General features: G+C 63.3%; 22 protein-coding genes. 9 read left to right on the forward strand and 13 right to left on the reverse strand.

Annotated features, from left to right (window positions below):
• Nucleotides 1–205: 205 nt before the first annotated feature.
• Together JEQ47_RS06565 and JEQ47_RS21010 are read right to left on the reverse strand one after the other, a co-directional pair.
• The gene (locus tag JEQ47_RS06565; RefSeq protein ID WP_328768363.1) at nucleotides 206–1,348 is read right to left on the reverse strand and encodes a D-alanyl-D-alanine carboxypeptidase family protein; all 1,143 of its coding nucleotides are present in this window, start codon (nucleotides 1,346–1,348) and stop codon (nucleotides 206–208) included.
• Between the two features lie 64 nt (nucleotides 1,349–1,412).
• Entirely contained in the window at nucleotides 1,413–2,453 is a 1,041-nt protein-coding gene (locus tag JEQ47_RS21010; protein WP_328768365.1) for a septal ring lytic transglycosylase RlpA family protein, read from the reverse strand.
• A 252-nt stretch (nucleotides 2,454–2,705) separates the two neighbouring features.
• Here JEQ47_RS21010 and metH point away from each other — a divergent pair, with 252 nt between their 5' ends.
• Together metH and JEQ47_RS06580 are read left to right on the forward strand one after the other, a co-directional pair.
• Entirely contained in the window at nucleotides 2,706–6,473 is a 3,768-nt protein-coding gene (metH, locus tag JEQ47_RS06575; protein WP_198875548.1) for a methionine synthase, read from the forward strand.
• Nucleotides 6,474–6,644: 171 nt separating this feature from the next.
• Nucleotides 6,645–6,980 carry a hypothetical protein gene (locus tag JEQ47_RS06580; protein WP_198875549.1) on the forward strand — a complete coding sequence of 112 codons (336 nt, stop codon included), beginning with the start codon at nucleotides 6,645–6,647 and terminating at the stop codon, nucleotides 6,978–6,980.
• A 105-nt stretch (nucleotides 6,981–7,085) separates the two neighbouring features.
• Here the strand turns inward: JEQ47_RS06580 and JEQ47_RS06585 are convergent, their stop codons facing one another.
• From JEQ47_RS06585 to folD, 3 genes are all read right to left on the reverse strand, one after another.
• The gene (locus JEQ47_RS06585; protein WP_198875550.1) at nucleotides 7,086–7,382 is read right to left on the reverse strand and encodes a GIY-YIG nuclease family protein; all 297 of its coding nucleotides are present in this window, start codon (nucleotides 7,380–7,382) and stop codon (nucleotides 7,086–7,088) included.
• A gap of 164 nt (nucleotides 7,383–7,546) precedes the next feature.
• Entirely contained in the window at nucleotides 7,547–8,107 is a 561-nt protein-coding gene (locus JEQ47_RS06590; protein WP_198875551.1) for a DUF1643 domain-containing protein, read from the reverse strand.
• Nucleotides 8,104–9,006 (reverse strand): bifunctional methylenetetrahydrofolate dehydrogenase/methenyltetrahydrofolate cyclohydrolase FolD, encoded by a 903-nt coding sequence (gene folD / locus JEQ47_RS06595; RefSeq protein ID WP_198875552.1) that lies wholly within the window; start codon nucleotides 9,004–9,006, stop codon nucleotides 8,104–8,106. Before folD ends, JEQ47_RS06590 begins: the two co-directional genes overlap by 4 nt.
• A 76-nt stretch (nucleotides 9,007–9,082) precedes the next feature.
• On the opposite strand from folD, the gene JEQ47_RS06600 reads away from it, so the two are divergent.
• From JEQ47_RS06600 to JEQ47_RS06615, 4 genes are all read left to right on the forward strand, one after another.
• Nucleotides 9,083–9,691, forward strand: a complete 609-nt coding sequence (locus JEQ47_RS06600) for a DUF1176 domain-containing protein (RefSeq protein WP_198875553.1) — start codon at nucleotides 9,083–9,085, stop codon at nucleotides 9,689–9,691.
• Nucleotides 9,692–9,694: 3 nt separating this feature from the next.
• Entirely contained in the window at nucleotides 9,695–10,129 is a 435-nt protein-coding gene (locus JEQ47_RS06605; RefSeq protein ID WP_198875554.1) for a DUF1801 domain-containing protein, read from the forward strand.
• Between the two features lie 331 nt (nucleotides 10,130–10,460).
• Nucleotides 10,461–11,936 (forward strand): AMP nucleosidase, encoded by a 1,476-nt coding sequence (locus JEQ47_RS06610; RefSeq protein ID WP_198875555.1) that lies wholly within the window; start codon nucleotides 10,461–10,463, stop codon nucleotides 11,934–11,936.
• A gap of 66 nt (nucleotides 11,937–12,002) precedes the next feature.
• On the forward strand, nucleotides 12,003–12,185 hold the full coding sequence (locus JEQ47_RS06615) for a CsbD family protein (RefSeq protein WP_198875556.1): 183 nt from the start codon (nucleotides 12,003–12,005) through the stop codon (nucleotides 12,183–12,185).
• A 66-nt stretch (nucleotides 12,186–12,251) separates the two neighbouring features.
• On the opposite strand, the gene eno is transcribed toward JEQ47_RS06615, so the two are convergent.
• Both eno and JEQ47_RS06625 read right to left on the reverse strand, forming a co-directional pair.
• Complete coding sequence (gene eno / locus JEQ47_RS06620) at nucleotides 12,252–13,529, reverse strand: phosphopyruvate hydratase (RefSeq protein WP_198875557.1); 1,278 nt, start codon at nucleotides 13,527–13,529, stop codon at nucleotides 12,252–12,254.
• Nucleotides 13,530–13,669: 140 nt separating this feature from the next.
• Entirely contained in the window at nucleotides 13,670–15,163 is a 1,494-nt protein-coding gene (locus JEQ47_RS06625) for a hypothetical protein (RefSeq protein ID WP_198875558.1), read from the reverse strand.
• Nucleotides 15,164–15,291: 128 nt separating this feature from the next.
• On the opposite strand from JEQ47_RS06625, the gene JEQ47_RS06630 reads away from it, so the two are divergent.
• Entirely contained in the window at nucleotides 15,292–15,723 is a 432-nt protein-coding gene (locus JEQ47_RS06630) for a VOC family protein (protein ID WP_328768372.1), read from the forward strand.
• A 3-nt stretch (nucleotides 15,724–15,726) separates the two neighbouring features.
• On the opposite strand, the gene JEQ47_RS06635 is transcribed toward JEQ47_RS06630, so the two are convergent.
• A complete protein-coding gene (locus JEQ47_RS06635) occupies nucleotides 15,727–16,173 on the reverse strand; it encodes a GNAT family N-acetyltransferase (RefSeq protein WP_198875559.1) in 447 nt (148 codons plus the stop codon).
• Entirely contained in the window at nucleotides 16,170–16,571 is a 402-nt protein-coding gene (locus JEQ47_RS06640; protein WP_198875560.1) for a rhodanese-like domain-containing protein, read from the reverse strand. The genes JEQ47_RS06635 and JEQ47_RS06640 overlap by 4 nt, the downstream gene beginning before the upstream one ends.
• A gap of 59 nt (nucleotides 16,572–16,630) precedes the next feature.
• Between JEQ47_RS06640 and ftrA the strand changes: the two genes are divergently transcribed.
• The gene (gene ftrA, locus JEQ47_RS06645; RefSeq protein WP_198875561.1) at nucleotides 16,631–17,617 is read left to right on the forward strand and encodes a transcriptional regulator FtrA; all 987 of its coding nucleotides are present in this window, start codon (nucleotides 16,631–16,633) and stop codon (nucleotides 17,615–17,617) included.
• An 81-nt stretch (nucleotides 17,618–17,698) separates the two neighbouring features.
• Nucleotides 17,699–18,721, forward strand: a complete 1,023-nt coding sequence (locus tag JEQ47_RS06650; RefSeq protein ID WP_198875562.1) for a serine hydrolase domain-containing protein — start codon at nucleotides 17,699–17,701, stop codon at nucleotides 18,719–18,721.
• Here the strand turns inward: JEQ47_RS06650 and JEQ47_RS06655 are convergent.
• The 4 genes from JEQ47_RS06655 to JEQ47_RS06670 all read right to left on the reverse strand — a co-directional run bounded on the left by JEQ47_RS06655 (nucleotide 18,700) and on the right by JEQ47_RS06670 (nucleotide 20,975).
• Nucleotides 18,700–19,284 (reverse strand): exopolysaccharide biosynthesis protein, encoded by a 585-nt coding sequence (locus JEQ47_RS06655; RefSeq protein ID WP_198875563.1) that lies wholly within the window; start codon nucleotides 19,282–19,284, stop codon nucleotides 18,700–18,702. The genes JEQ47_RS06650 and JEQ47_RS06655 overlap by 22 nt on opposite strands.
• Nucleotides 19,265–20,335 carry a phospholipase D-like domain-containing protein gene (locus tag JEQ47_RS06660; RefSeq protein ID WP_198875564.1) on the reverse strand — a complete coding sequence of 357 codons (1,071 nt, stop codon included), beginning with the start codon at nucleotides 20,333–20,335 and terminating at the stop codon, nucleotides 19,265–19,267. The genes JEQ47_RS06655 and JEQ47_RS06660 overlap by 20 nt, the downstream gene beginning before the upstream one ends.
• 92 nt (nucleotides 20,336–20,427) lie before the next feature.
• Nucleotides 20,428–20,604, reverse strand: a complete 177-nt coding sequence (locus JEQ47_RS06665; protein ID WP_198875565.1) for a DUF4169 family protein — start codon at nucleotides 20,602–20,604, stop codon at nucleotides 20,428–20,430.
• Nucleotides 20,605–20,612: 8 nt separating this feature from the next.
• A complete protein-coding gene (locus JEQ47_RS06670) occupies nucleotides 20,613–20,975 on the reverse strand; it encodes a hypothetical protein (RefSeq protein ID WP_198875566.1) in 363 nt (120 codons plus the stop codon).
• Between the last annotated feature and the right edge of the window lie 50 nt (nucleotides 20,976–21,025).

Here is a 21,025-nt window from a genome sequence, read left to right on the forward strand (position 1 = left end):
GACACCGAATTTCCGGCGTCCCACACCCCCACCCTAGTCCCGCTAGTGCGCTTCGCGCCCAGCTTTACTACCCTCCCCTCAAGGGGGAGGGTGGGAAGGAGCCGCGCGCTATTTGCCTGCCGGCTCTGCCCGCCATTCGAGCATAGCTCTCATGGCCTTTTCGCTTCAAATCGCTCCACTGGAGCGATTTGCCCTCCGGGACAGCTCAAAGCCAGCCTAATGCCAACTGCTTCAGTGCATCGGTTGCGCGGCGGACGAGGTCGCCTTGGGTGACGGTTTCGCCGGCATAGAGCGGAGCAGACTGAACGAGCTGGTCGTTGCAATAGACCCGCAGCTCGGCAATCCGATCACCCTGGGTGACCGGCGGCATGATCGGAGCCGAATAATTAATGGTGGCGCTGAGGCACTGGCGCGACCCGCGCGGCAGGTAGAGGGCGATCTCGCCGTCACCCACCAGCGGCACGGTGGCCGAGGCACCACCATAGACATTGGCATGAGCCACGACCTGCCCCTCGGCATAGGGGGTGAAGCGCTCGAAGGCGCGCGCGCCCCAGGTGAGCAGCTTTCTTGCTTCCTCGGTGCGTTCGCGCATCGAGGTGAGGCCATGAACGACAGCAATGAGCCGGCGATCGCCCTGGTCGGTGGAGGTCACCGACCCGTAACCGGCGGCTTCCGTATGGCCGGTCTTGAGGCCGTCGACACCGATGCCCATTTCAACGAGCGAATTGCGATTGGCCTGGTTGATGCCGTTCCACTCCATCTCGGGTTCGGAGAAGTAGTGGTAGTATTCCGGGAACTGCTCGATGAGATAGCGGCCAAGCGCCGCGAGGTCGCGCGCGCTCGAATACATATCCGGGTCCGGCAGGCCGGTCGGATTGGTGAAATAGGAGCCTTCGAGCCCGATCTGTTGGGCCAGCTCGTTCATCATGACGGCAAAGGTGCCCTCGGAGCCGGCGATCCCTTCGGCGAGGATGATGGCCGCGTCATTGCCGGACTGGATGATCACCGAGCGGATGAGGTCTTCCACCCGGATCTGGGAGTTGAGATCGGCAAACATGGTCGAGCCGCCCGAAGAGGCGCCACCGGTGCGCCAGGCATGCTCGGAGACGAAGAACTCGTCATCGAGGCTGACCCGCCCTGCCCTGATCTCGTTGAACACCACCGCCAGCGTCATCAGCTTGGCCATGGAGGCGGGCTCGAGAGCGCTGTCGGCATCTTTCTGATAGATGACGGTGCCGGACTCGTAGTCCATCAGCACGGCGAACTTCGCCTTGGTATCGAATTCTGCCTGGGCGAGGACCTGACTGGCCAGAGCCAGAAAGGCAGCAATAGCAAACAGCACTCTCACGGGCGTTCCCCTCGCACCTTCGGGCCGGACAACGCTAAGGCCCGGCACGATGTTTCTTCCTCTACTAATAGAGAATTGTGTCAGTCAGGCCAAGTTCTTGCGCGAGCTGACGGGCATCGTCCACCGTGGCGCCGGGCTTGAGCCAGGTCAGCGTGAGGCGCGTGGCGGGAGCACCATTGACCGTGACCAACTCCTCGCTGACGGCGCCAAGCACCGCGAATTCCTGCGCCAGCGCCACGGCATTTGCCGGATCGGCGAAAGTGCCGAGCCCCATGGTGATGGCGCGGCTGTCGGCGTCGACGGAAGCTGCCCACTCTGCCAGATCGGCATTGCCTTCGGCCATGGCGTTGACGGCTGCATGCGCAGAGCCGATATCGGCCTCGGCCTGCTGGGGGGAATAAGAGAAAAGCCCGGTGAAGAAACTGGTGGTCATGCCGACAAGGCTGCGATTGCTCTGGCTGCCGGAGCTGGCGACGCGGGTCGGGCCGGTGTCGTAATCGGCAGGGCCATTGTAGCTGGCCACGAGCGTGCGGGTATCGTCGCCCTCGAGCGGGGCCTGGCCGACATATTCGACACGAACATTGGCCGAGCCCTTGTTGACATAGCCCAGCATGGCGGCCGCCTGATGCGACAAGTCGATGATGCGGCCCGAGACATAGGGGCCGCGATCATTGACGCGCACGACGAGCGAGCGACCATTGTCTGTATTGGTCACGCGCACATAGGACGGCAGCGGCAAGGTCGGATGGGCAGCGGTGATCGCGTTGGCAGAGAAAATCTCGCCATTGGCGGTGCGGCGGCCGTGAAAATCGGAGCCGTACCAGGACGCAGTACCGGCGGCGGCGTAAGTCGGATCGTGCTGGGGCACATAGGTCTTGCCGCGCACCGTATAGGGCTTGCCGACCTGATAGCGTCCGCCGCCCCTGGGCGGATTGGGATTGCTGGTGACGCGCGGCGAAACGGCGACGCCATATTCGCTGGAGGTAAAGGCGGCGCGCTTGACGGTGGCACCGAGTCCTCCGCCAGTGGCGCAGGCGGCCAGCATGGGGGCAACCAGGGCGGCCAGACAGATGGCACGGACGGCGCTACGCCAAGGGGTCGTCACTACGCAATACTCTTTTGAACACACACACTTGCGCGGGAGCATAGCTGCTGCCGGCGCTTGTTCACAGAAAGGAACAATTTTCTGGTTTAGGAGCGGTTAAGGCCAATGAAGCGTTAGCAGCTTCGATGGCATTTTCGACATTGTCCGCGCCGTTCCGTCACTGTGGCGGCCTCAACGCTTGACTGATATAAAGATATCTTTATGTGATGTATGCGACGCCCGTCTGCGTCCATCAACTTGAAGAAAGCGAGGATGGCGATGAGCCCCTCCCCCAGCACCGATCACCCTGCCCTGCCCGACTGGAACGAGGTGCGCGCCGCGCTCAGCGCCGCGATGGCCGACCGTATCCTGGTGCTCGACGGTGCCATGGGGACGATGATCCAGCGGCTGGGCCTGACCGAAGAGAATTTCCGCGGCACGCGGTTCCTCGACTGGAGCCATCCGCTCAAGGGCAACAACGACCTCCTGGTCATCACCGAGCCCAAGATGATCGAGGATATCCACTACGCCTATTTCATGGCGGGTGCCGATATCGTCGAGACCAACACCTTCTCGGCAACTTCGGTGGCCCAGGCCGACTATGCCTGCGAGGAAGCCGTCTATGACATCAACTTCCAGGGCGTGGTGGTGGCGCGGCGGGCTGCGCTGCGGGCCGAGGCGGAGGATGGCCGCCGGCGTTTTGTCGCGGGCGCCCTCGGGCCGACCAACAAGACCTCGTCCATGTCGACCGACGTCAACAGCCCTGGGCATCGCGCCATCACCTTCGACGAGCTGGTGACCGCCTATGGCGAGGCGATCCGCGGGCTGGTGGATGCCGGCGCGGATCTGCTGCTGTTCGAGACCATCACCGACACGCTCAACACCAAGGCCGGCATCTTTGCGGCGCAGCGCCTGTTCGAAGAGCGCGGCATCGACGTGCCGATCATGATTTCGGGCACGATCACCGACCTTTCGGGCCGTACGCTGAGCGGCCAGACGCCGACGGCATTCTGGTATTCGGTGCGCCATGCGCGGCCGCTGACCATCGGGCTCAACTGCGCGCTCGGTGCGGACCTGATGCGCGACCATATCGCCGAGCTTTCCGGGGTAGCCGACACGTTCATCTGCGCCTATCCCAATGCCGGCCTGCCCAATGAAATGGGCGCCTATGACGAAACGCCCGAGCAGATGGCGAGCCAGCTCGAGGCCTTCGCCAGTGCCGGCCTGCTGAACATCGTGGGCGGGTGCTGTGGTTCGACGCCCGACCATATCCGCGCCATCGCCGAGACGGCGGCACGGTTCGCGCCGCGCAAGGTACCCAATGCCGACAAGCTCCTGCGGCTGGCCGGGCTCGAGCCCTTTACGCTGACCAGCGACATCCCCTTCGTCAATATCGGCGAGCGGACCAATGTCACCGGCTCGGCGCGGTTCAGGAAGCTGATCACGGCTGGTGACTATACCGCGGCGCTCGATGTGGCCCGCGACCAGGTGGCCAATGGCGCCCAGGTCATCGATATCAACATGGATGAGGGCCTGATCGACAGCAAGCAGGTGATGATCGAGTTCCTCAACTTGCTGGCGGCCGAACCCGACATTGCCAAGGTGCCTGTGATGATCGACTCGTCCAAGTGGGACGTGATCGAGGCTGGCCTCAAATGCGTGCAGGGCAAGGCGCTGGTGAACTCGATCTCGCTCAAGGAAGGCGAGGAGCAGTTCATCCACCATGCAAAGCTGGTGAGGGCATATGGCGCGGCCGTGGTGGTGATGGCCTTCGATGAGACCGGCCAGGCCGACACCAAGGCGCGCAAGGTGGAAATCTGCGCGCGGGCCTACAAGATCCTCGTCGAAGAGGTCGGCTTCCCTGCCGAAGACATTATCTTCGATCCCAATGTGTTCGCCGTGGCGACGGGCATCGAGGAGCACAACAATTACGGCGTCGACTTCATCGAGGCGACGAAGGAAATCACCGACAGCCTGCCGCATGTGCACATTTCGGGCGGCATCTCGAACCTCAGCTTCTCGTTCCGCGGCAATGAGCCGGTGCGCGAGGCCATGCACGCCGTGTTCCTCTACTATGCCATCCAGAACGGCATGGACATGGGCATCGTCAATGCCGGGCAGTTGGCGGTCTATGAGAGCATCGACCGGGAGCTGCGCGACGCGTGCGAGGATGTGATCCTCAACCGGCGGCCCGATGCGACCGACCGCATGCTGGAACTGGCCGAGCGCTACAAGGGCCAGGCCGGCGGCGAAGCCAAGGCAAAGGACACGCGGTGGCGCGAACTGCCGGTGGGCGAGCGCATCTCGCATGCGCTGGTCAACGGCATTACCGAATTCATCGAGGCCGACACGGAGGAGGCCCGCCAGACCTACGACCGGCCGCTGCATGTGATCGAAGGGCCGCTGATGGCGGGCATGAATGTGGTCGGCGACCTCTTCGGCTCGGGCAAGATGTTTTTGCCGCAGGTGGTGAAATCGGCCCGCGTGATGAAGCAGGCCGTGGCCTATCTCCTGCCCTTCATGGAGGCCGAGAAGCAGGCCAATGGCGAGGCCTCGGGACGACAGAGCGCCGGCAAGGTGCTGATGGCGACCGTTAAGGGCGACGTGCACGATATCGGCAAGAACATCGTTGGCGTCGTCCTGGCCTGCAACAATTATGAGATCATCGACCTCGGCGTCATGGTGCCGACGCAGAAGATCCTCGAGACGGCGCGGGCGGAAAATGTCGACGTCATCGGACTGTCCGGCCTCATCACCCCGTCGCTCGACGAAATGGTGCATGTCGCGGCAGAAATGGAGCGTGAGGGTTTCGATATTCCGCTGCTGATTGGCGGGGCGACGACCAGCCGCGTCCATACGGCGGTAAAGATCCATCCACGCTATGCCCGTGGCCAGGCCGTGCATGTCAACGACGCCAGCCGCGCCGTGGGCGTGGTCTCGAACCTCCTTTCGGACGAGACAAAGGTAACCTTTATCGAACAGGTTCGGGCCGATTACGCCAAGGCGGCCGCGGCGCATGAGCGGGCGGAAGCGGAGAAGCGGCGCCTGCCGCTCGAAGCCGCGCGCGCCAATGCGTTCAAGCCGGACTGGGCGGGTTTCACGCCGACCAGGCCGAGCTTTTTCGGCACGCGGGTGTTCGAGGAATTCGACCTCGCGGAACTCGCCCAATATATCGATTGGACGCCCTTCTTCCAGACCTGGGAACTCAAGGGCCGCTACCCGGCCATTCTCGAAGACGAGAAGCAGGGTGAAGCCGCAAGGGCGCTGTGGGCCGACGCCCAGAAGATGCTCCAGCAGATCATCGACGAGAAGTGGTTCGCGCCCAAAGCGGTGGTGGGCTTCTGGCCGGCCAATGCGGTTGGCGATGACGTGCGCCTTTATACCGACGAGAGCCGTTCCGAGGAGCTGGCAACCTTCTTCACCCTGCGCCAGCAGCTTACGAAGCGCGACGGCAAGCCGAACATGGCGCTGAGCGACTTCGTCGCGCCCGAGGGCATCGGCAAGCCTGATTATCTCGGCGGCTTCGTGGTGACGGCGGGCCTTGGCGAAGTCGCCATTGCCGAGCGCTTCGAGCGGGCCAATGACGATTATTCGTCGATCCTCGTCAAGGCATTGGCCGATCGCTATGCCGAGACGCTGGCCGAATTCATGCACATGAAGGTGCGCCGCGAGCTCTGGGGCTATGCCGCCGACGAGACGCTGACGCCCGACGAAATCATCCTCGAAACCTACCAGGGCATCCGCCCGGCGCCGGGCTATCCGGCCCAGCCGGATCACACGGAAAAAACCACGCTGTTCCGCCTGCTCGATGCGGAGAACACGGTGGGCGTGGAACTGACCGAGAGCTATGCCATGTGGCCGGGCTCGTCGGTCTCGGGGCTCTATTTCAGCCATCCGGACGCCTACTATTTCGGCGTTGCCAAGGTGGAGCGCGACCAGGTGCACGACTACGCTCAGCGCAAGGGCATGGCGGTCGAGGAGGTCGAGCGCTGGCTCGCGCCGATCCTCAACTACATCCCGAATGCGGTTGCGGCGGAGTGATTTCTCCCCATCGGGGAGAGGTGGCTCGGCGAAGCCGAGGCGGAGAGGGGGTGCTTGCCGCAGCGGCGGTGACGCATCGAACACCCCCTCCCTACCTCTGCTATGGGCTAAGGGGCTTGGCGCCGGTGCCCTCCCCTCAAGGGGGAGGGTGAAAGGAAGACAATGTCCCGCATGAACCCTATCCCCGTGACCCTCGTCACCGAACCCGGCACGCTCGTGCCGCTGGATGGCGATACGGCGCTGATCCGGCTCAAAGCCAATTCGGGGCATGGGCATGCGGATGGCGACACCTGTGTCGCCTGTGCGGCCCGGACTGACGTGCGGGCGCTGCTTTACAATCTCCTGGAGGAGCATCGGCGCGAGATGCGGCCGGCTTTTTCCCGGGTGGTGGTCGATGCCAGTGCCGTGGCTGACAAGGACCAGGTGGTCGCGGCGCTCACCGGCAAGCTCCCGGCGCAGGCCCTGCGGGATCATACAGTGGCGCGGATGTTTTATCTCGTAGGGTAGCTTCTGGCGAGGTGACCCTCCAAGACACCAGACTTGTGCTTACGCTGGTGCATGGATTCCGGCCTTCGCCAGAATGACTCGGTGGGGGGATGGATTGGGGATAACCTAGAGACCCCAGTCGTTTGAAAGATCGCGCCAGGTCGGGTTCATCTCTTCGATCAGGCGTTTCTTCCAGTCGCGCTTCCAATCCTTGATGTGCTTTTCGCGCTGAATGGCAGACACCGGATTGTCGTGCATTTCGTACCACACTAGGCGCTGTATATCATGGCGCGCGGTGAAACTGTTCGGGTGGACCTTGTTCTTGTGTTGCCACATGCGGCCAAAGGGATTGCCCGTCACTCCTGTGTAGAGTGTGCCGTTCTTCATGCTGGCCAAAATGTAGACGATGTAGGTCCGTGGCATTTTCCGAGCCAATCATTTTGGCTCAGAGGCTGCAACACCCACGCCGTCATCCCGGCGAAGGCCGGGATCCATGTCCGGGTATCTCCGCAGGTTGAGTGAGTGTGGTTAGTCCTGCGCGTGGATTCCGGCCTTCGCCGGAATGACTCCGTGTTAGCTGAGTATTATTAGAACCGCACCAATTGCGTATCCGCCCTGAGATACAGCGGATGCTTCGGGGACCCATCGGCATTGGTCCCGAAGCACCAGAGATCGATGCCGTCGGCCTTGAGGGCTTCAACCAGCTCCCGTCCCGCGGGGGCCAGGGCCTTGTTGAGCTTGCCATGGCAGAGCACGACCCGCCCTGCCCCGCGCGCCGCTTCGCGGATGGCGGGGATGTTGGCAGGCGAGACGGCGACGACCCCAGGGGCAATCAGCATTTTCGGGTCGGTGGCGCGATAGTCGCCGACATTGCACTTCACCATGGCCGAAAAGCCTTCGCGGCGGGCAAAGGTCCATTCGCGGGCGCAGGTCGGATCGTCCACCGTCGCGTCGGCCGTGGAGGGGTTCATGCCGATGAAGAGGATGTAGTCCGCCGGAAAAGTGTCGCCGAGCCAGCGGCGCATCACCTGGCGATAGCGGCCATCAGCGCTCATGACGGCGTCGCCCTTGACGCCGGCACCAAGGCGCAGGCGCACCTTGCCGCCCGGATCGTGTGCTTCCGGCTCCTGTCCGAAAAGATCGCTCATGCGGTCAGGTCGCTCGGCGGGGTGAGGCCGTTGATCAGCGAGGCGGTGGTGATGGTATTGGCCAGGAGGCAGGCAATGGTCATCGGGCCGACGCCCCCCGGAACCGGGGTGATGGCGCCAGCGACTTCCGACGCTGCCGCAGTATCGACGTCGCCGACCAGACGCGTCTTGCCTTCGCCGCGCTCTGGCGCGTCGATGCGATTGATACCCACGTCGATGACCACGGCGCCCGGCTTGATCCAGTCACCCTTGATCATCTGCGGGCGGCCCACGGCGGCAACGACGATATCGGCCTGACGCACGACAGCGGCCAGGTCCTTGGTGCGCGAATGGGCGACAGTGACCGTACAGTTGTCGCGCAGCAGCAGTTGCATCATCGGCTTGCCCACGAGATTGGAGCGGCCGATGATGACGGCATGCATGCCTTCGAGGCTGCCGAGTTCGTCGCGCAGCAGCATGAGGCAGCCGAGCGGCGTGCAGGAGACCGGGCCCGGCAGTCCGATCTGCACCTTGCCGACATTTGCGGGGGTGAAGCAGTCGACATCCTTGGCCGGGTCGATGGCCTCGATGACCTTGTTGGGGTCGATATGCTTGGGCACCGGCATCTGCACCAGAATGCCGTGCACGGCCTTGTCCTCGTTGAGGCGGCGGATCAGTTCGAGCAGTTCAACCTCGGTCACGTCGGCCGGCAGCTCGTACTTGTAGGAGTTCATGCCGACTTCGGCGGTCTGCTTGGCCTTGGAGGACACATAGACCTGGCTGGCCGGGTCTTCGCCCACGATGACCACGGCAAGGCCAGGGGTGATGTCATGCTCGGCCTTGAGGCGCGCGACATGGCCGGCGATGCGGCCCCGCAGATCTTCGGCAAAGCGTTTTCCGTCGATGATTTTTGCGGTCATATCGGCCCCGATCTGCTTGAATGGCGCTGCGCGGGAGGAGGTCCGGCGCATTTGGCTTCGACATAAGGGATGCTCGATGATCCGTCCATTGCTTTGGCTGCCGCTGATAGCCCTTTCCGCCCCTGCCGCCCTGGCCCAGGAGGCCTCGCTCGAAAAGCGGGTGATGAAGCTCCATGCGTTGGCGGGCGGCGACTGGTGTGAGCCCGACGGGTTCCTGATGGACGAGGAAGAGCGGTTCAACAGTTGGACCTTTTCCTACCAGCCAAGCTGGGACCCGGAGGGCGAGCCGGAAGAGGTAACGCTGTTCCGCGTGTGGTGCATGTCGGGCGCCTACAATGCCAACCACGCCTTCTACATCCTGACCGAATCCAACGGGCTCCTGCCACTGACCTTTGCCATGCCGACCTATGAAGCCAAATATGAAGAGGATGACGGCCTCGACGGTCCGCTGGAAAGCCTGACGATGACCGGGATGGGCACGAGCAATTTCCTCGTCAACTCCGTGTTCGACGAGGACTCGCTGACCATCACATCGCATTCGCTCTGGCGGGGCATCGGCGACGCCGCCTCATCAGGCTGGTGGGTATTCGCCGATGGTGAGTTCACGCTGCAGCAATACGACATCGACGCCAGCTATGACGGCGAGGTCAATCCGGAGACCATCGTCGATTACTGGAGGGGATAGGTCATGGCCGAGCAGAAGACCAAGCCCAATACAGGCGACGTGGATGAATTCCTCGCCCAGGTTGAAGACCCGGTGAAACGGGCCGATTCGCAGGTGTTGGTGACCATGCTGTCAGAGGTTTCGGGGCACCAGCCCGTGCTCTGGGGCACCATGATCGGCTTCGGGCAGTATCACTACAAGTACGCCTCGGGGCATGAAGGCGATGCGTTGCGGATCGGCTTTGCACCGCGCAAGGGCGACATCAGCCTCTATACGCTGGTGGCCTATGATGGCGCGGCCCAGGCGGAGCAGGATGCGTTGCTGGCTCGGCTGGGCAAGCACAAAGCCGGCAAATCGTGCCTTTACGTCAAGAAACTGGCTGACATCGACATGGGCGTGCTGCGGGAACTGGCAGAATTCGCCTATGCACACATGGCCGCCAAATGTCCTGAACAGTAACAAAGCCCCAAAAAACGGATCGCCCCACCGCTCGAAAGCAGTGAGGCGATCTGGGGGGACGTGATCCACCGCGCTGTTGAGGGCTTGGGGGACATACGGCAAATCACTACCCGCTCATCGGTTGCATGGGTCGTTTGCGTATCCGATGAACTGATGAGGAAGATGGGTGACAATTGCGGCGAGAAAAGAGCCGCTCACCGAAGTGTGAATATTGCTGCGGCAGGTGGGGTCGCGTTGAGAAGCCGTCACACGCGGCCTATATTGGCGGGCAGACAAAAGACGATTCCAGCATCCTGCCACCCGATCCGCGGGCGGTATCCAAGGGGGAAGAATGACGCTACTCAGCCCGCCGCGCCTCGAAACGCAATCGTTCACCGACCCGAAAGCGGCATGGGCGCACATCGCCCAGATCTACCATCGCAACTGCAATTTCATCCGCGACCATCTCGAAGGCCTCAGCCGTGGCGACGTGCCGACCGGCCGCGTGCGCGCCTTTTATCCGCAGGTGGAGGTGCGTTCGACCAGCTATTCCAAGCATGAAAGCACCCTGCCCTACGGCTACCTGCATACGCCCGGCCTCTATCGGACCACGGTGACGGCGCCGGACCTGTTCAAGGGCTATCTGCAGGAGCAGTTCGCGGTCATTCTCAAGAACCATGGCGGCACGATCGACGTGGGCGAGTCCGAAACGCCAATCCCGCTGCATTATGCCCTCGGGCTGCGCCAGCATGTCGATGGCTCGACGCTCAACGCGCTGGACATTCCGCTGCGCGACCTGTTCGACGCGCCGGACCTTGGCAATACCGATGATGAAATCGCCAATGGCACCTATGTGCCGCCGCGCGGCGGCCCCTACCCGCTCTCGGCCTTCACGGCGCCGCGGGTGGACTATTCGCTGTTCCGGCTGGCCCATTACACCGGCACCGATGCCGAGCATTTCCAGAACTTCGTGATCTTCACGAACTACCAGTTCTACATCGACGAGTTCTGCCGCATTGCCAAGGATCACCTCAAGGGCAGCCACGAGGTCTATCAGAGCTTCGTCGAGCCCGGAAACGTGGTGACCGACAACATGCTGCGCGGCGGCGGGGTTTCGGGGACAACGCCGGTGCGCACGCCGCAGATGCCGGCTTATCACCTGGTGGCCGAGCGCGGCAAAGGCATCACCATGGTCAATATCGGCGTGGGTCCCTCCAACGCCAAGACCATTACCGACCATATCGCCGTGCTGCGGCCCCATGCCTGGATCATGCTGGGGCACTGCGCGGGCCTGCGGAATTCGCAGGAACTGGGCGACTATGTGCTGGCCCATGCCTATGTGCGCGAGGACCATGTGCTGGACGCCGACCTGCCGCTCTCCGTGCCCATCCCGGCACTGGCCGAAGTGCAGGTGGCGCTCGAGCAGGCAGTGGAGGAGGTCACCCAGACCGAGGGCATCGAGACCAAGAAGATCATGCGGACCGGTACGGTCGCGACCTTCGACAACCGCAATTGGGAACTGTGGGACCAGACGGCGATCACAAGGCAACTGAGCCAGTCCCGCGCCGTGGCGCTGGACATGGAAAGCGCGACGATTGCGGCCAATGGCTTCCGCTTCCGGGTGCCCTATGGGACGCTCCTCTGCGTGTCCGACAAGCCGCTGCATGGCGAGCTGAAGCTGCCGGGCATGGCCTCGGACTTTTATCGCACGCAGGTCAACCGGCACCTGCAGGTGGGGTTGCGGGCCATGGAAATCCTGCGCGACCAGCCGGCCGAGCGGCTGCATTCGCGAAAACTCAGGAGCTTTGCCGAGACGGCCTTCCAGTAAACGCCAAGTGACGGAACGGCTTGCCTACAGCCTCGTTGTTCCTGCAGCAATCAACAGGAGCTGCAAATGCACAAGGACGAAGCAAAAGGCGTTGGCAAGCAGGTCAAGGGTGCGCTGAAAGATGCCGCCGGCGGCCTGACCGGCAACGAGCGGCTGCAGGCTGAAGGCAAGGCCGACAAGGCGACTGGCAAGGTCCAGCAGAAGGTCGGCGAGGTCAAGGACAAGGCCCGCGACGCGCTGAAGCACTAACCTGAACCTGCACAATGAAAAGGCCCGGCGTTTCCGCCGGGCCTTTTGTTTGCGTCGTGCGACCGATCAGCGGCCCTTGACCACCGAGTAGCCAGCATACCTGGCCGAGCCGCCGAGCTGCTCCTCGATGCGGATGAGCTGGTTGTACTTGGCCATGCGGTCGGACCGCGACAGCGAGCCGGTCTTGATCTGACCGCAGTTGAGCGCCACGGCGAGGTCAGCAATGGTCGAATCCTCGGTTTCGCCCGAACGGTGCGACATGACCGATGTGTAGCTGGCGCGGTGCGCGGTATCGACGGCGTCGAGGGTTTCCGACAGAGAGCCGATCTGGTTGACCTTGACCAAGATCGAGTTGGCGACGCCCATCTTGATGCCCGAGACAAGGCGCTTGGTATTGGTGACGAAGAGATCGTCGCCCACGAGCTGCACCTTCTTGCCGATGGCATCGGTCAGCGCCTTCCAGCCATCCCAGTCATCCTCGGCCATGCCGTCTTCGATGGTGATGATCGGGTAACGGGTAGCGAGGTCCTCGAGGAAGCGCACGTTTTCGTCGGAGGAGAGCGACTTGCCCTCACCGACCATCTCGTACTTGCCGTTCTTGTAATATTCGGTGGCGGCGCAATCGAGGCCGAGGAACACATCCTCGCCCGGCTGGTAGCCGGCCTTTTCGATCGAGCGCATGATGAAGCCGAGGGCATCATCGGCCGATTTCAGGTTGGGCGCGAAGCCGCCTTCGTCGCCGACATTGGTGTTGTGGCCTTCGGCCGACAGACCCTTCTTGAGGGTGTGGAAGATTTCCGAACCGATGCGGACGGCGTCGGCGATAGACTTGGCGCCGGCGGGCAGGATCATGAATTCCTGCATGTCGATCGGGTTGTCGGCATGCTCGCCGCCATTGATGATGTTCATCATCGGCACGGGCAGAACATGGGCGTTGGGTCCGCCGATATAGCGGTAGAAGGGCAGTTCGCTCGACTCGGCGGCAGCCTTGGCCACCGCCAGCGAGACGCCGAGAATGGCGTTGGCGCCGAGCTTGCCCTTGTTGGGCGTGCCGTCGAGCTCGATCATGGCCTGGTCGATGGCGAGCTGATCGAGCGCGTCCATGCCCAGCAGTTCATCGGCGATGATGTTGTTGACGTTCTCGACGGCCTGGGTCACGCCCTTGCCGTTGTAGAGCTTGCCGCCATCGCGCAGTTCCACGGCTTCGTGGGCGCCAGTGGACGCACCCGAGGGCACGGCAGCGCGGCCGAAGCTGCCATCGTCGAGCACCACATCGACTTCGACGGTCGGGTTACCGCGGCTGTCATAGATCTGGCGGCCGTTGACGTGGATGATTGAAGACATGAATGCCCTTCCCGGTGCTGGCTGTTAGGTCGCGTCGGCTTATGCGCATGCCGATGCGCTGGCTGTCGGCAGCCTGTCTAGACGCGCCGTGTGACAGTGAAAAGAGGGGGAACGCGAAAAATCGGCAGTGTGGCGGCCGATCAGGCCCCCGGACGCCGCTTGAAAAGGCGAAAGCGGCCTACCGGGGCAACTTCGTCATAGCGCGCGAGCAGTGCATCGAAGCCGGGATAGGTGGCGAGGAAGGTGAAGTAGTCAAAGCCGATCGCGTTGGCTATGCCGAGCTTGGAGGGGTTCATGTCGAAGGCGAGGACATCCGGCGGCGCGGCTTCGAACCGCGCAAGCATGCCGGCAAGATAGGCCTCGGATATGCTGATGGCCTCAATGGCTCGTGCATCTCCGGGCGGCGCTGCCAGGGCCGCCAGATGCGCGGGCAGGAACATCATGACGCCATAGGCATCGGCCCATTGCCGCCGTGCGGACAACACGGCCGGGTGCATGTCGCGGGGCGAGGTCATGAACGCGTAGACGGTTTCGACATCGGGGTCGGCAAACACGGTTTCGAGCCGGGCCACGCGGTCGCTGGTGCCGCCGGGTGATAGGTGGTCGCGGAGATTTAAGACGACCGGGAACAGGCAGGCAAAGGCGATGGCGGCAGCGGTGAGCAGGCGAAAGCGCGTCGCCTGCGCGGCCTGCACAGTGGCGGCAGCAATGACATAGAGCGATGCCGGCATGGTCTGATAGGCCCAGCCCTTTTGCTGCACGAGGGCGGCGACCAGGAACCCAAACGCGACGGCCAGGAAGGCGACGCTCAGCCGGTGGCAACGCGGATTGGCGATCAGCGCCAATAGGAAGGCGATCATGGGGAGGAGAAGCGCCGAACCCACTTCCAGCGCGACCGCGAGGAAAGATCGCTCGTAGCCGGAATAGGTCTTGAGGGCATCGGGTACCACCCCGAACAGGTAGCCGGGTGCGAACAGCGCGACGGCGGCGAGGTAGAGGACGCCCACCGCGACCATGACCAGGATTTCAACCCGCAGGAAACTCTTCCAATCGCGCGTGTCGATCATCCGCCAGAGTTCGACCGCAAGGGGTATGGCGAGGAAATAGGGTTTGAAGCAGACCCCGATGCCGGCGAGTGCGCCAATGAACAGCAGGCGCCAGACCGAGGGTCTCGCCCGCTCGTCGGGCAGGGCCGCAAGGCAGGCGTAGGGCAACAGGAGAAAGGCCGCCAGGTGTTCGCGCTGGCCGAAATCATAGGCCGGCAGCAGCAGAAAGGCGCCAAGGATGGCAATGAGGACGCCCCTTCCCCGCTCGCCGAGCATATCCTGCATCGAGCGTAGGCTGGCCGCAAAGGCAACCAGCGCCACCAGCAGGGTGAATGCGCGAAAAACGATGGCCGGTGGGGCGGCGAACTGTGTGACAAGCAGTCCCGGCAGGGAAAACAGCCACATGGCCATGGGCGGGTTGATATCGGCAATGTCCACGCCGATGCGATCGCCGGCGAGCACCCGTGTCGCCGTATAGAAGTGCCAGGCAGCGTCGTGGTTGAGCGAGAATGGAAACTGGACAAGGCCGGCCATGAGCAGGACAGCGGCCAGGACGAGAACAGGCGAAGCTTTGGTCCGGGCGAACATCTCGACTCAGGAGAGCGTGGCGACATGGGGAAGGTCGCGCGCAAAGGATAAGCCGACGTTAAACCGGGGATATGGCCAGCGCGGGCGCCCTGCCCTAACCTGTCGCTCCACGACAGGAGGAGAAAGACGTGACCGCATCCCTGATCAGCCAGGTGGCCCATACCTGCATCTTTGCCCGCGACCTCGATGCCGTGGAGGCCTTCTACCGCGATGTGCTGGGCGTGGCGCCGAAGTTCGACTTCAAGCGGGGCGAGGAGCGCATCGGCTTCTATCTCGATTTCGGCAATCGCACTTTTGTGGAGGTCTTCCGCAAGGGCGAGAGTCGCTTCGAAGAAAGCAACCAGATCAACCACATCTGCTTCGAGACCGGCGATATCGACGCCTTCATGGCGCATGTGCGCGGCACGGGCGTCGCCGTGACCGACAAGAAACTGGGCGTCGACCACACCTGGCAGTGCTGGCTGGCCGATCCAAGCGGGGTCAAGATCGAGATCTTCCAATACACGCCGGAGAGCATGCAGTTCGGGCCGGATGGCGCGGTGTGCCAGGTGGATTGGTAACCCTCACGCTACGGACCAGGCAAAACGTGCCTTGTCCATCCGGGTGGCGCCAAGCCCTTCGTAAAACGCGATCGCGCCGTGGTTCCAGGCCGGTGTCTGCCATTCCAGTCGCTGTACACCCCATCGGTCGGCATGATTGGCCGCGGCAGACATAAGAGCCTTGCCCAGTCCTTGCCCACGGTAATGTGCGGCGACAAACAGGCAATCGAGATGGGCGAACCACTGGCCCGACCACAGGCTGTAGTCTCGCGTCAGCGCGGCGTAACCGAGGAGGGCATGCGCCTCCTCGACGACGATGATATGACTGGGTGGATGAGTGCTGGTGAGCAGTTCCAGCAGCGCATGCGGTTGTATCGTCGCCGTGCCCTGCTCGTACCTGGCGTGATCCTGGATCAGCTCAAGCAGCCGGTCCAGATCCGCTGCAATGGCTTGGCGACAGTTGCTGGTCACAAGCCGTCGACCTTCGCCAGTTCAAAACCCTCGTCCACCCAACCGGTGATCCCGCCGGCCATGATCTTCACCGGCCGGCCGAGTTCGGCGAGGCGCAGTGCGCCGCGAGCGGCGCCGTTGCAGTGGGGACCAGCGCAATAGGTCACGAAGAGTGTGTCGGCGGGGTACTGCTCCATCTTGGAACGAACAATCTTGCCATGCGGCAGGTTTATCGCGCCCGGCACGTGACCGGCGGCAAACTGGGCAGGACCGCGCACGTCGAGCAGGACGAAATCCGGCCCCTTGTCGAGGGCGTCGTGGACATCCCAGCAATCGGTCTCAAAAGTGAACTCGGCGGCGAAATGCTCGCGCGCCAAGGCGCTTGGGGCGGCGGGTATACTCGTGACGCTGGTTGGCATGTGTGTTCTCCTTGCCCTGCCATTTCCGCCGTTCCGCCCCGCGCTTGCAATTGGCGCGAATGACAATATACGTAAAGATCATGCCAAACGCCGGTCCCTTTGTCGTCGCGCTGCTCTATGACGGGCTCTGCACCTTCGAATTCGGTATCACCGCCGAAATCTTCGGGCTTGCACGCCCGGAAATGGGAACGAACTGGTATCGGTTCGCCAGCAGCGCGGTCGATGACGGGCCAATGCGGGCGCATGGCGGCTTTTCGGTCATGGCCGACCACGGGCCGGAGATAATCGACGAGGCCGACGTCATCGTCGTGCCCGGATGGCGGGGTGCGGATAGCCCGGTGCCAGAGGCGCTGCTGACACGCCTCCGCGCGGCTCATGCCCGTGGTGCGCGACTGGCCTCGATCTGCTCGGGCGCCTTTGTCCTGGCAGCCACGGGCCTGCTCGATGGCGGCGCGGCGACCACCCATTGGCGCTATGCGGAAAAGCTGCGCGAGCGCTTTCCCAAAATCGCGGTCGACGACGCGTCGCTTTATCGGCAGCACAATCGCATCTCCACCTCTGCCGGCAGCGCCGCCGGCATCGACCTGATGATCGAGATGGTGCGGCAGGATTTCGGGCCGGCGGCCGCCAATTCGGTTGCGCGAAGGCTGGTCATGGCCGCGCACCGGGCTGGCGGCCAGGCGCAATTCCTCGAGCGGCCCGTTGCCATGCGTGAAAGCGCTGGAATCGGTCCGCTGCTGGACGCCGTGCGGGCGCATCTTGGCGAAGACTGGCCCATCAGCCGCATGGCCAAAACCATGGGAATGAGCCCGAGGACCTTCGTGCGCCGCTTTGCCGAAGCGACCGGACAATCGCCGGGCGACTGGCTGGCCGACGAGCGGCTGGAGGAAGCCAAGCGGCTGCTGATGCTGGGGGATCCGGCGATGGAGGATGTCGCAATGGCGGTGGGCTTCGGCAGCGCCCATACCCTGCGACACCACTTCCGGCAGAGGCTGGGTATCAGCCCGAGCGAGTACCGGGCGCGGTTCATGGCGGAGCGGGCCTGACCTGCTGGTTCACGCAAGCGTGGGTAAAGTAGACCAACATCGCCAAGTATTTGTCGCAATCGGAAGAGTAGCTTGGGAGCCATGAACAGACCTATGCTCCTCGCCGCCACGCTCCTGCTCCTGCCCGGCTCCGTCCTGGCGCAGGAGGCCGACCTCGCTCCAATCCTTGACCGCGCGGAGGCGCTCGAACCGCTCGAGACCGTGCTGGTCTCGGTCGATGGAAATCTCTTTGCCGAGCGCGGCTATCACGGGTCCGATGTGGACGATCCGACCAATATCAAGTCCGCCTCGAAAACCGTCGTGTCGGCCCTGGTGGGCATGGCCATCGAGCGCGGACTGATCGAGAGCGCGGACCAGAAGATCGCGGACTTTCTCGGCGGCGAGTTTCCGGATGACCCCGATCCGCGGCTGGACGAGGTGACGGTCGGGCAATTGCTGTCGATGCAGGCTGGCCTGGCCCCGACATCGGGCCCAAACTATGGGCGCTGGGTGGCGAGCCGCAACTGGGTGCGCTCGGCGCTGTCGCAGCCCTTCGAGACCGATCCGGGTGGGCGCATGCTTTATTCGACCGGCTCGACGCATCTGCTCTCGGCCATCCTGACCGAGGCGGGCGGAGACTCTTCGCTCGACCTCGCGGAGGAATGGTTCGCGCCGGTGGAGGATTTCGACATCACCGACTGGGAGCAGGATCCGCAGGGCATATATCTGGGCGGCAACCAGATGGCGATGAGTCCGAAGAGCCTGCTGGCTTTTGGCGAAGTGTTCCGCACGGGCGGACTGGCGGCTGACGGCACAAGGCTCCTGTCGCAAGACTGGATCGACGAGAGCTGGACCAGCCGCACCAATTCCCGTTTTACCGGCGACGGCTATGGCTATGGCTGGTTCCTGCGCAATATCGGTGGCGAGGAGGTGCGCTATGCCTGGGGCTATGGCGGACAGATGCTCTATATCGTGCCGGCGCTTGAGCTGACCGTGGTGATGACCTCCGACGAGAATGCCCCCTCGGCAGGCAATGGCCATCGCGATGCGCTGCATGCGCTGCTTGGGGAGATAATAGCGGCTGTCGACCCGGGCGACGACGTTCAGGCCCGCAGCGCCCAATAAAGCCCCAGCGCACCACCGAGCAGCAGTGCCAAAGCCGCGCCCGCCATGACGCGCCCGTCATGCACGAGCATGGCAAGGCCGAGCGCAGCGATGCAGAGCATCGGCACCGAACTGGCAAAGGGCACGATTTCGAGGAAAGGCACGGCCAGGCAGAGCAGCAGGACCACAGCCGCCGCAGCGCGCTGGAACGGTTCGTAGACGAGGATGGGCCAGCGGTCGTGAAACATGCGGTCCATCCGGCCGGCCACCTTTTCGAGCTTTTCCAGCGCGGTTGAAACCTTGTCCGACGCCATTGACCATTTGCGGACGAAGCCGGGAAGCCACATGGTCTTGCGGCCGGCAAGGACTTGCACGGCGAACACGGCAAGCAACAGCGCGATGACGGTCGGCACGCCGGGAATGCTGCCGATTGGCGTGAGTTCGACCAGAGCGGGAACGAGGAAGAATGGTCCCCTGCCCCGTGAGCTCAACTCGTCGACGATATCCCCCACGCTGAGGCGAGGCTGTTTCTCGGTTCTGTCCAGCAGGCGCTGCCGCAGGGCTTCAACGGTCCCGGTGCTCATTTGCGCCGACTTGCAAACCGGCCAATGAAGCCGCGCGCGACGGGTGGAACAGGCGGAAGCGATCATGCTTGTCGGCACGCTTGAGCCAGGCATAGAGACGCGCGCGCGCCGTATCCATGGCGATGGGCTCGAGCCATCCCTGGGCGCCCTCCGGATTGACCACGACGATTTCCGGACCACCCGCCTCGCCCAACCGCTTGGCCAAAGCGCTGACAATGGCGCGCGAGGCGAAATACTGGCTTTCGATATAAAGGAAGCGCTGTGCGGCCGCGATCTGATCCAGCCACAGGCGCTCGATCTCCAGCACGGCCGGGCGATCGTCGAGGGGTGGCGCGCTGCGCGCCACGCCCAGCGCGACCTTCTCGAACTGCACGGGCAAGGTGTCCGGCCACAGGCTGTCATTGCTTTTGAGGGGCGACATGTCCGGCTTGCCGCCCGCAATGGTCCAGCGATCGCGCACGAGTTCGGCGATGGTGTCGACCACAGGGCCGCTGGAGGCCGTGGTGACATCGTGCCAGGGCTTGTAGCGGCGCCGGGTGACCGGACGGCGGCGGCGCGGGTCCTTGTGGCGGTGTTCGCGCGTGTCCCAGCGATCGCCGGTCATATCGATGCCGCCGACAAAGGCCAGCGCATCATCGACCAGCATGATTTTCTGGTGATGCGAGGCAGCGGGCGGATGGGCGCCGTCGAATTTGAGATGAATGCGGGGGTGTCGTGCCCATTGCAGCATGCGCAACAGCGTGGTGCCGCGCTTGGCGACGTTGATCAGGCCGAAGTGCCATTGCAGGAGGAAGATTTCGAGGTCCGCGTTCTGGTCGACCAGCCACAGAAAGAAGCGGCCGAGTTCAGACGGAGCAGGATCGTCTTCGGTGTCATGGAGATCGATCCGGCTGTCGAAATCCCAGCCGACCAGCGTGATGCGCCGCTTGGCCATCAACATAGCGGCGCGCGCGTGACGGAAATAATCTTCCGCGTCGACGATGACGGAGAAATGCTCGGCATTGGCAACGGCCATGCAGTTGCTGCCGGGGGTAAGGATTAGGCCCGTCAAGTGACGCTCCGGGACTGGAAGAATGACGCGTGTTGCAAACGCGCGACCCGCCCGAAATTTCCATCCATCGCGCAAAAGTCAGGCGACGTGCCCTATTCGTCGCGCTTGTGGCCGTCGAGATGCTTGCTGGCCTTGGCTTTCTCGGCTTCGACCTTGAGCTTTTCGGACTTGGTCCGTCCAAACTTCAGCCGATTGGCTTCGGCCGCCGCGTCCTTTTCGGTGCGGGCCTTGGCTTTGCGGGCGGTGCGAAGGTTGATGATCTCGGCCATGGGCGCCCTCAGAAAATATAGGAACAGGACACCAGCACGACCGGCTTGTCGGGGATGAAGAGCACGGCTTCGAAAGTCGCGGCATCCTGGAAGTAGGACGCTTCGATGAGCTGCGACCCGGGGGCGATATGTTCGGCGAAGGCGGGGTCGAAATTGACCCGTTCGTCGAACAGCTCGAAGGAGTAGAATTCGCCGGGCGTGGCGGTGGCCGGATCGAGCCAGGCGAATGTGCTGTCGCCGCTGACCCGCATCGTGCCAGCCGGCGTATCCGGCCCTTCAAGATCGGACACGCAGTCGAAATCGTCCATGGGCTGGGCGACGGCCGGCGAAACCATGAGGCTCAGAAGCGCGGCGACGATGATGCGGTGCATTGCGGGATCTCCGGCGATTGCGGGAGATTGCCGGAGCTGCGGATGGGCGG

Source organism: Devosia sediminis (assembly GCF_016411825.1).
GTDB classification, from domain to species: Bacteria; Pseudomonadota; Alphaproteobacteria; order Rhizobiales; family Devosiaceae; genus Devosia; species Devosia sediminis.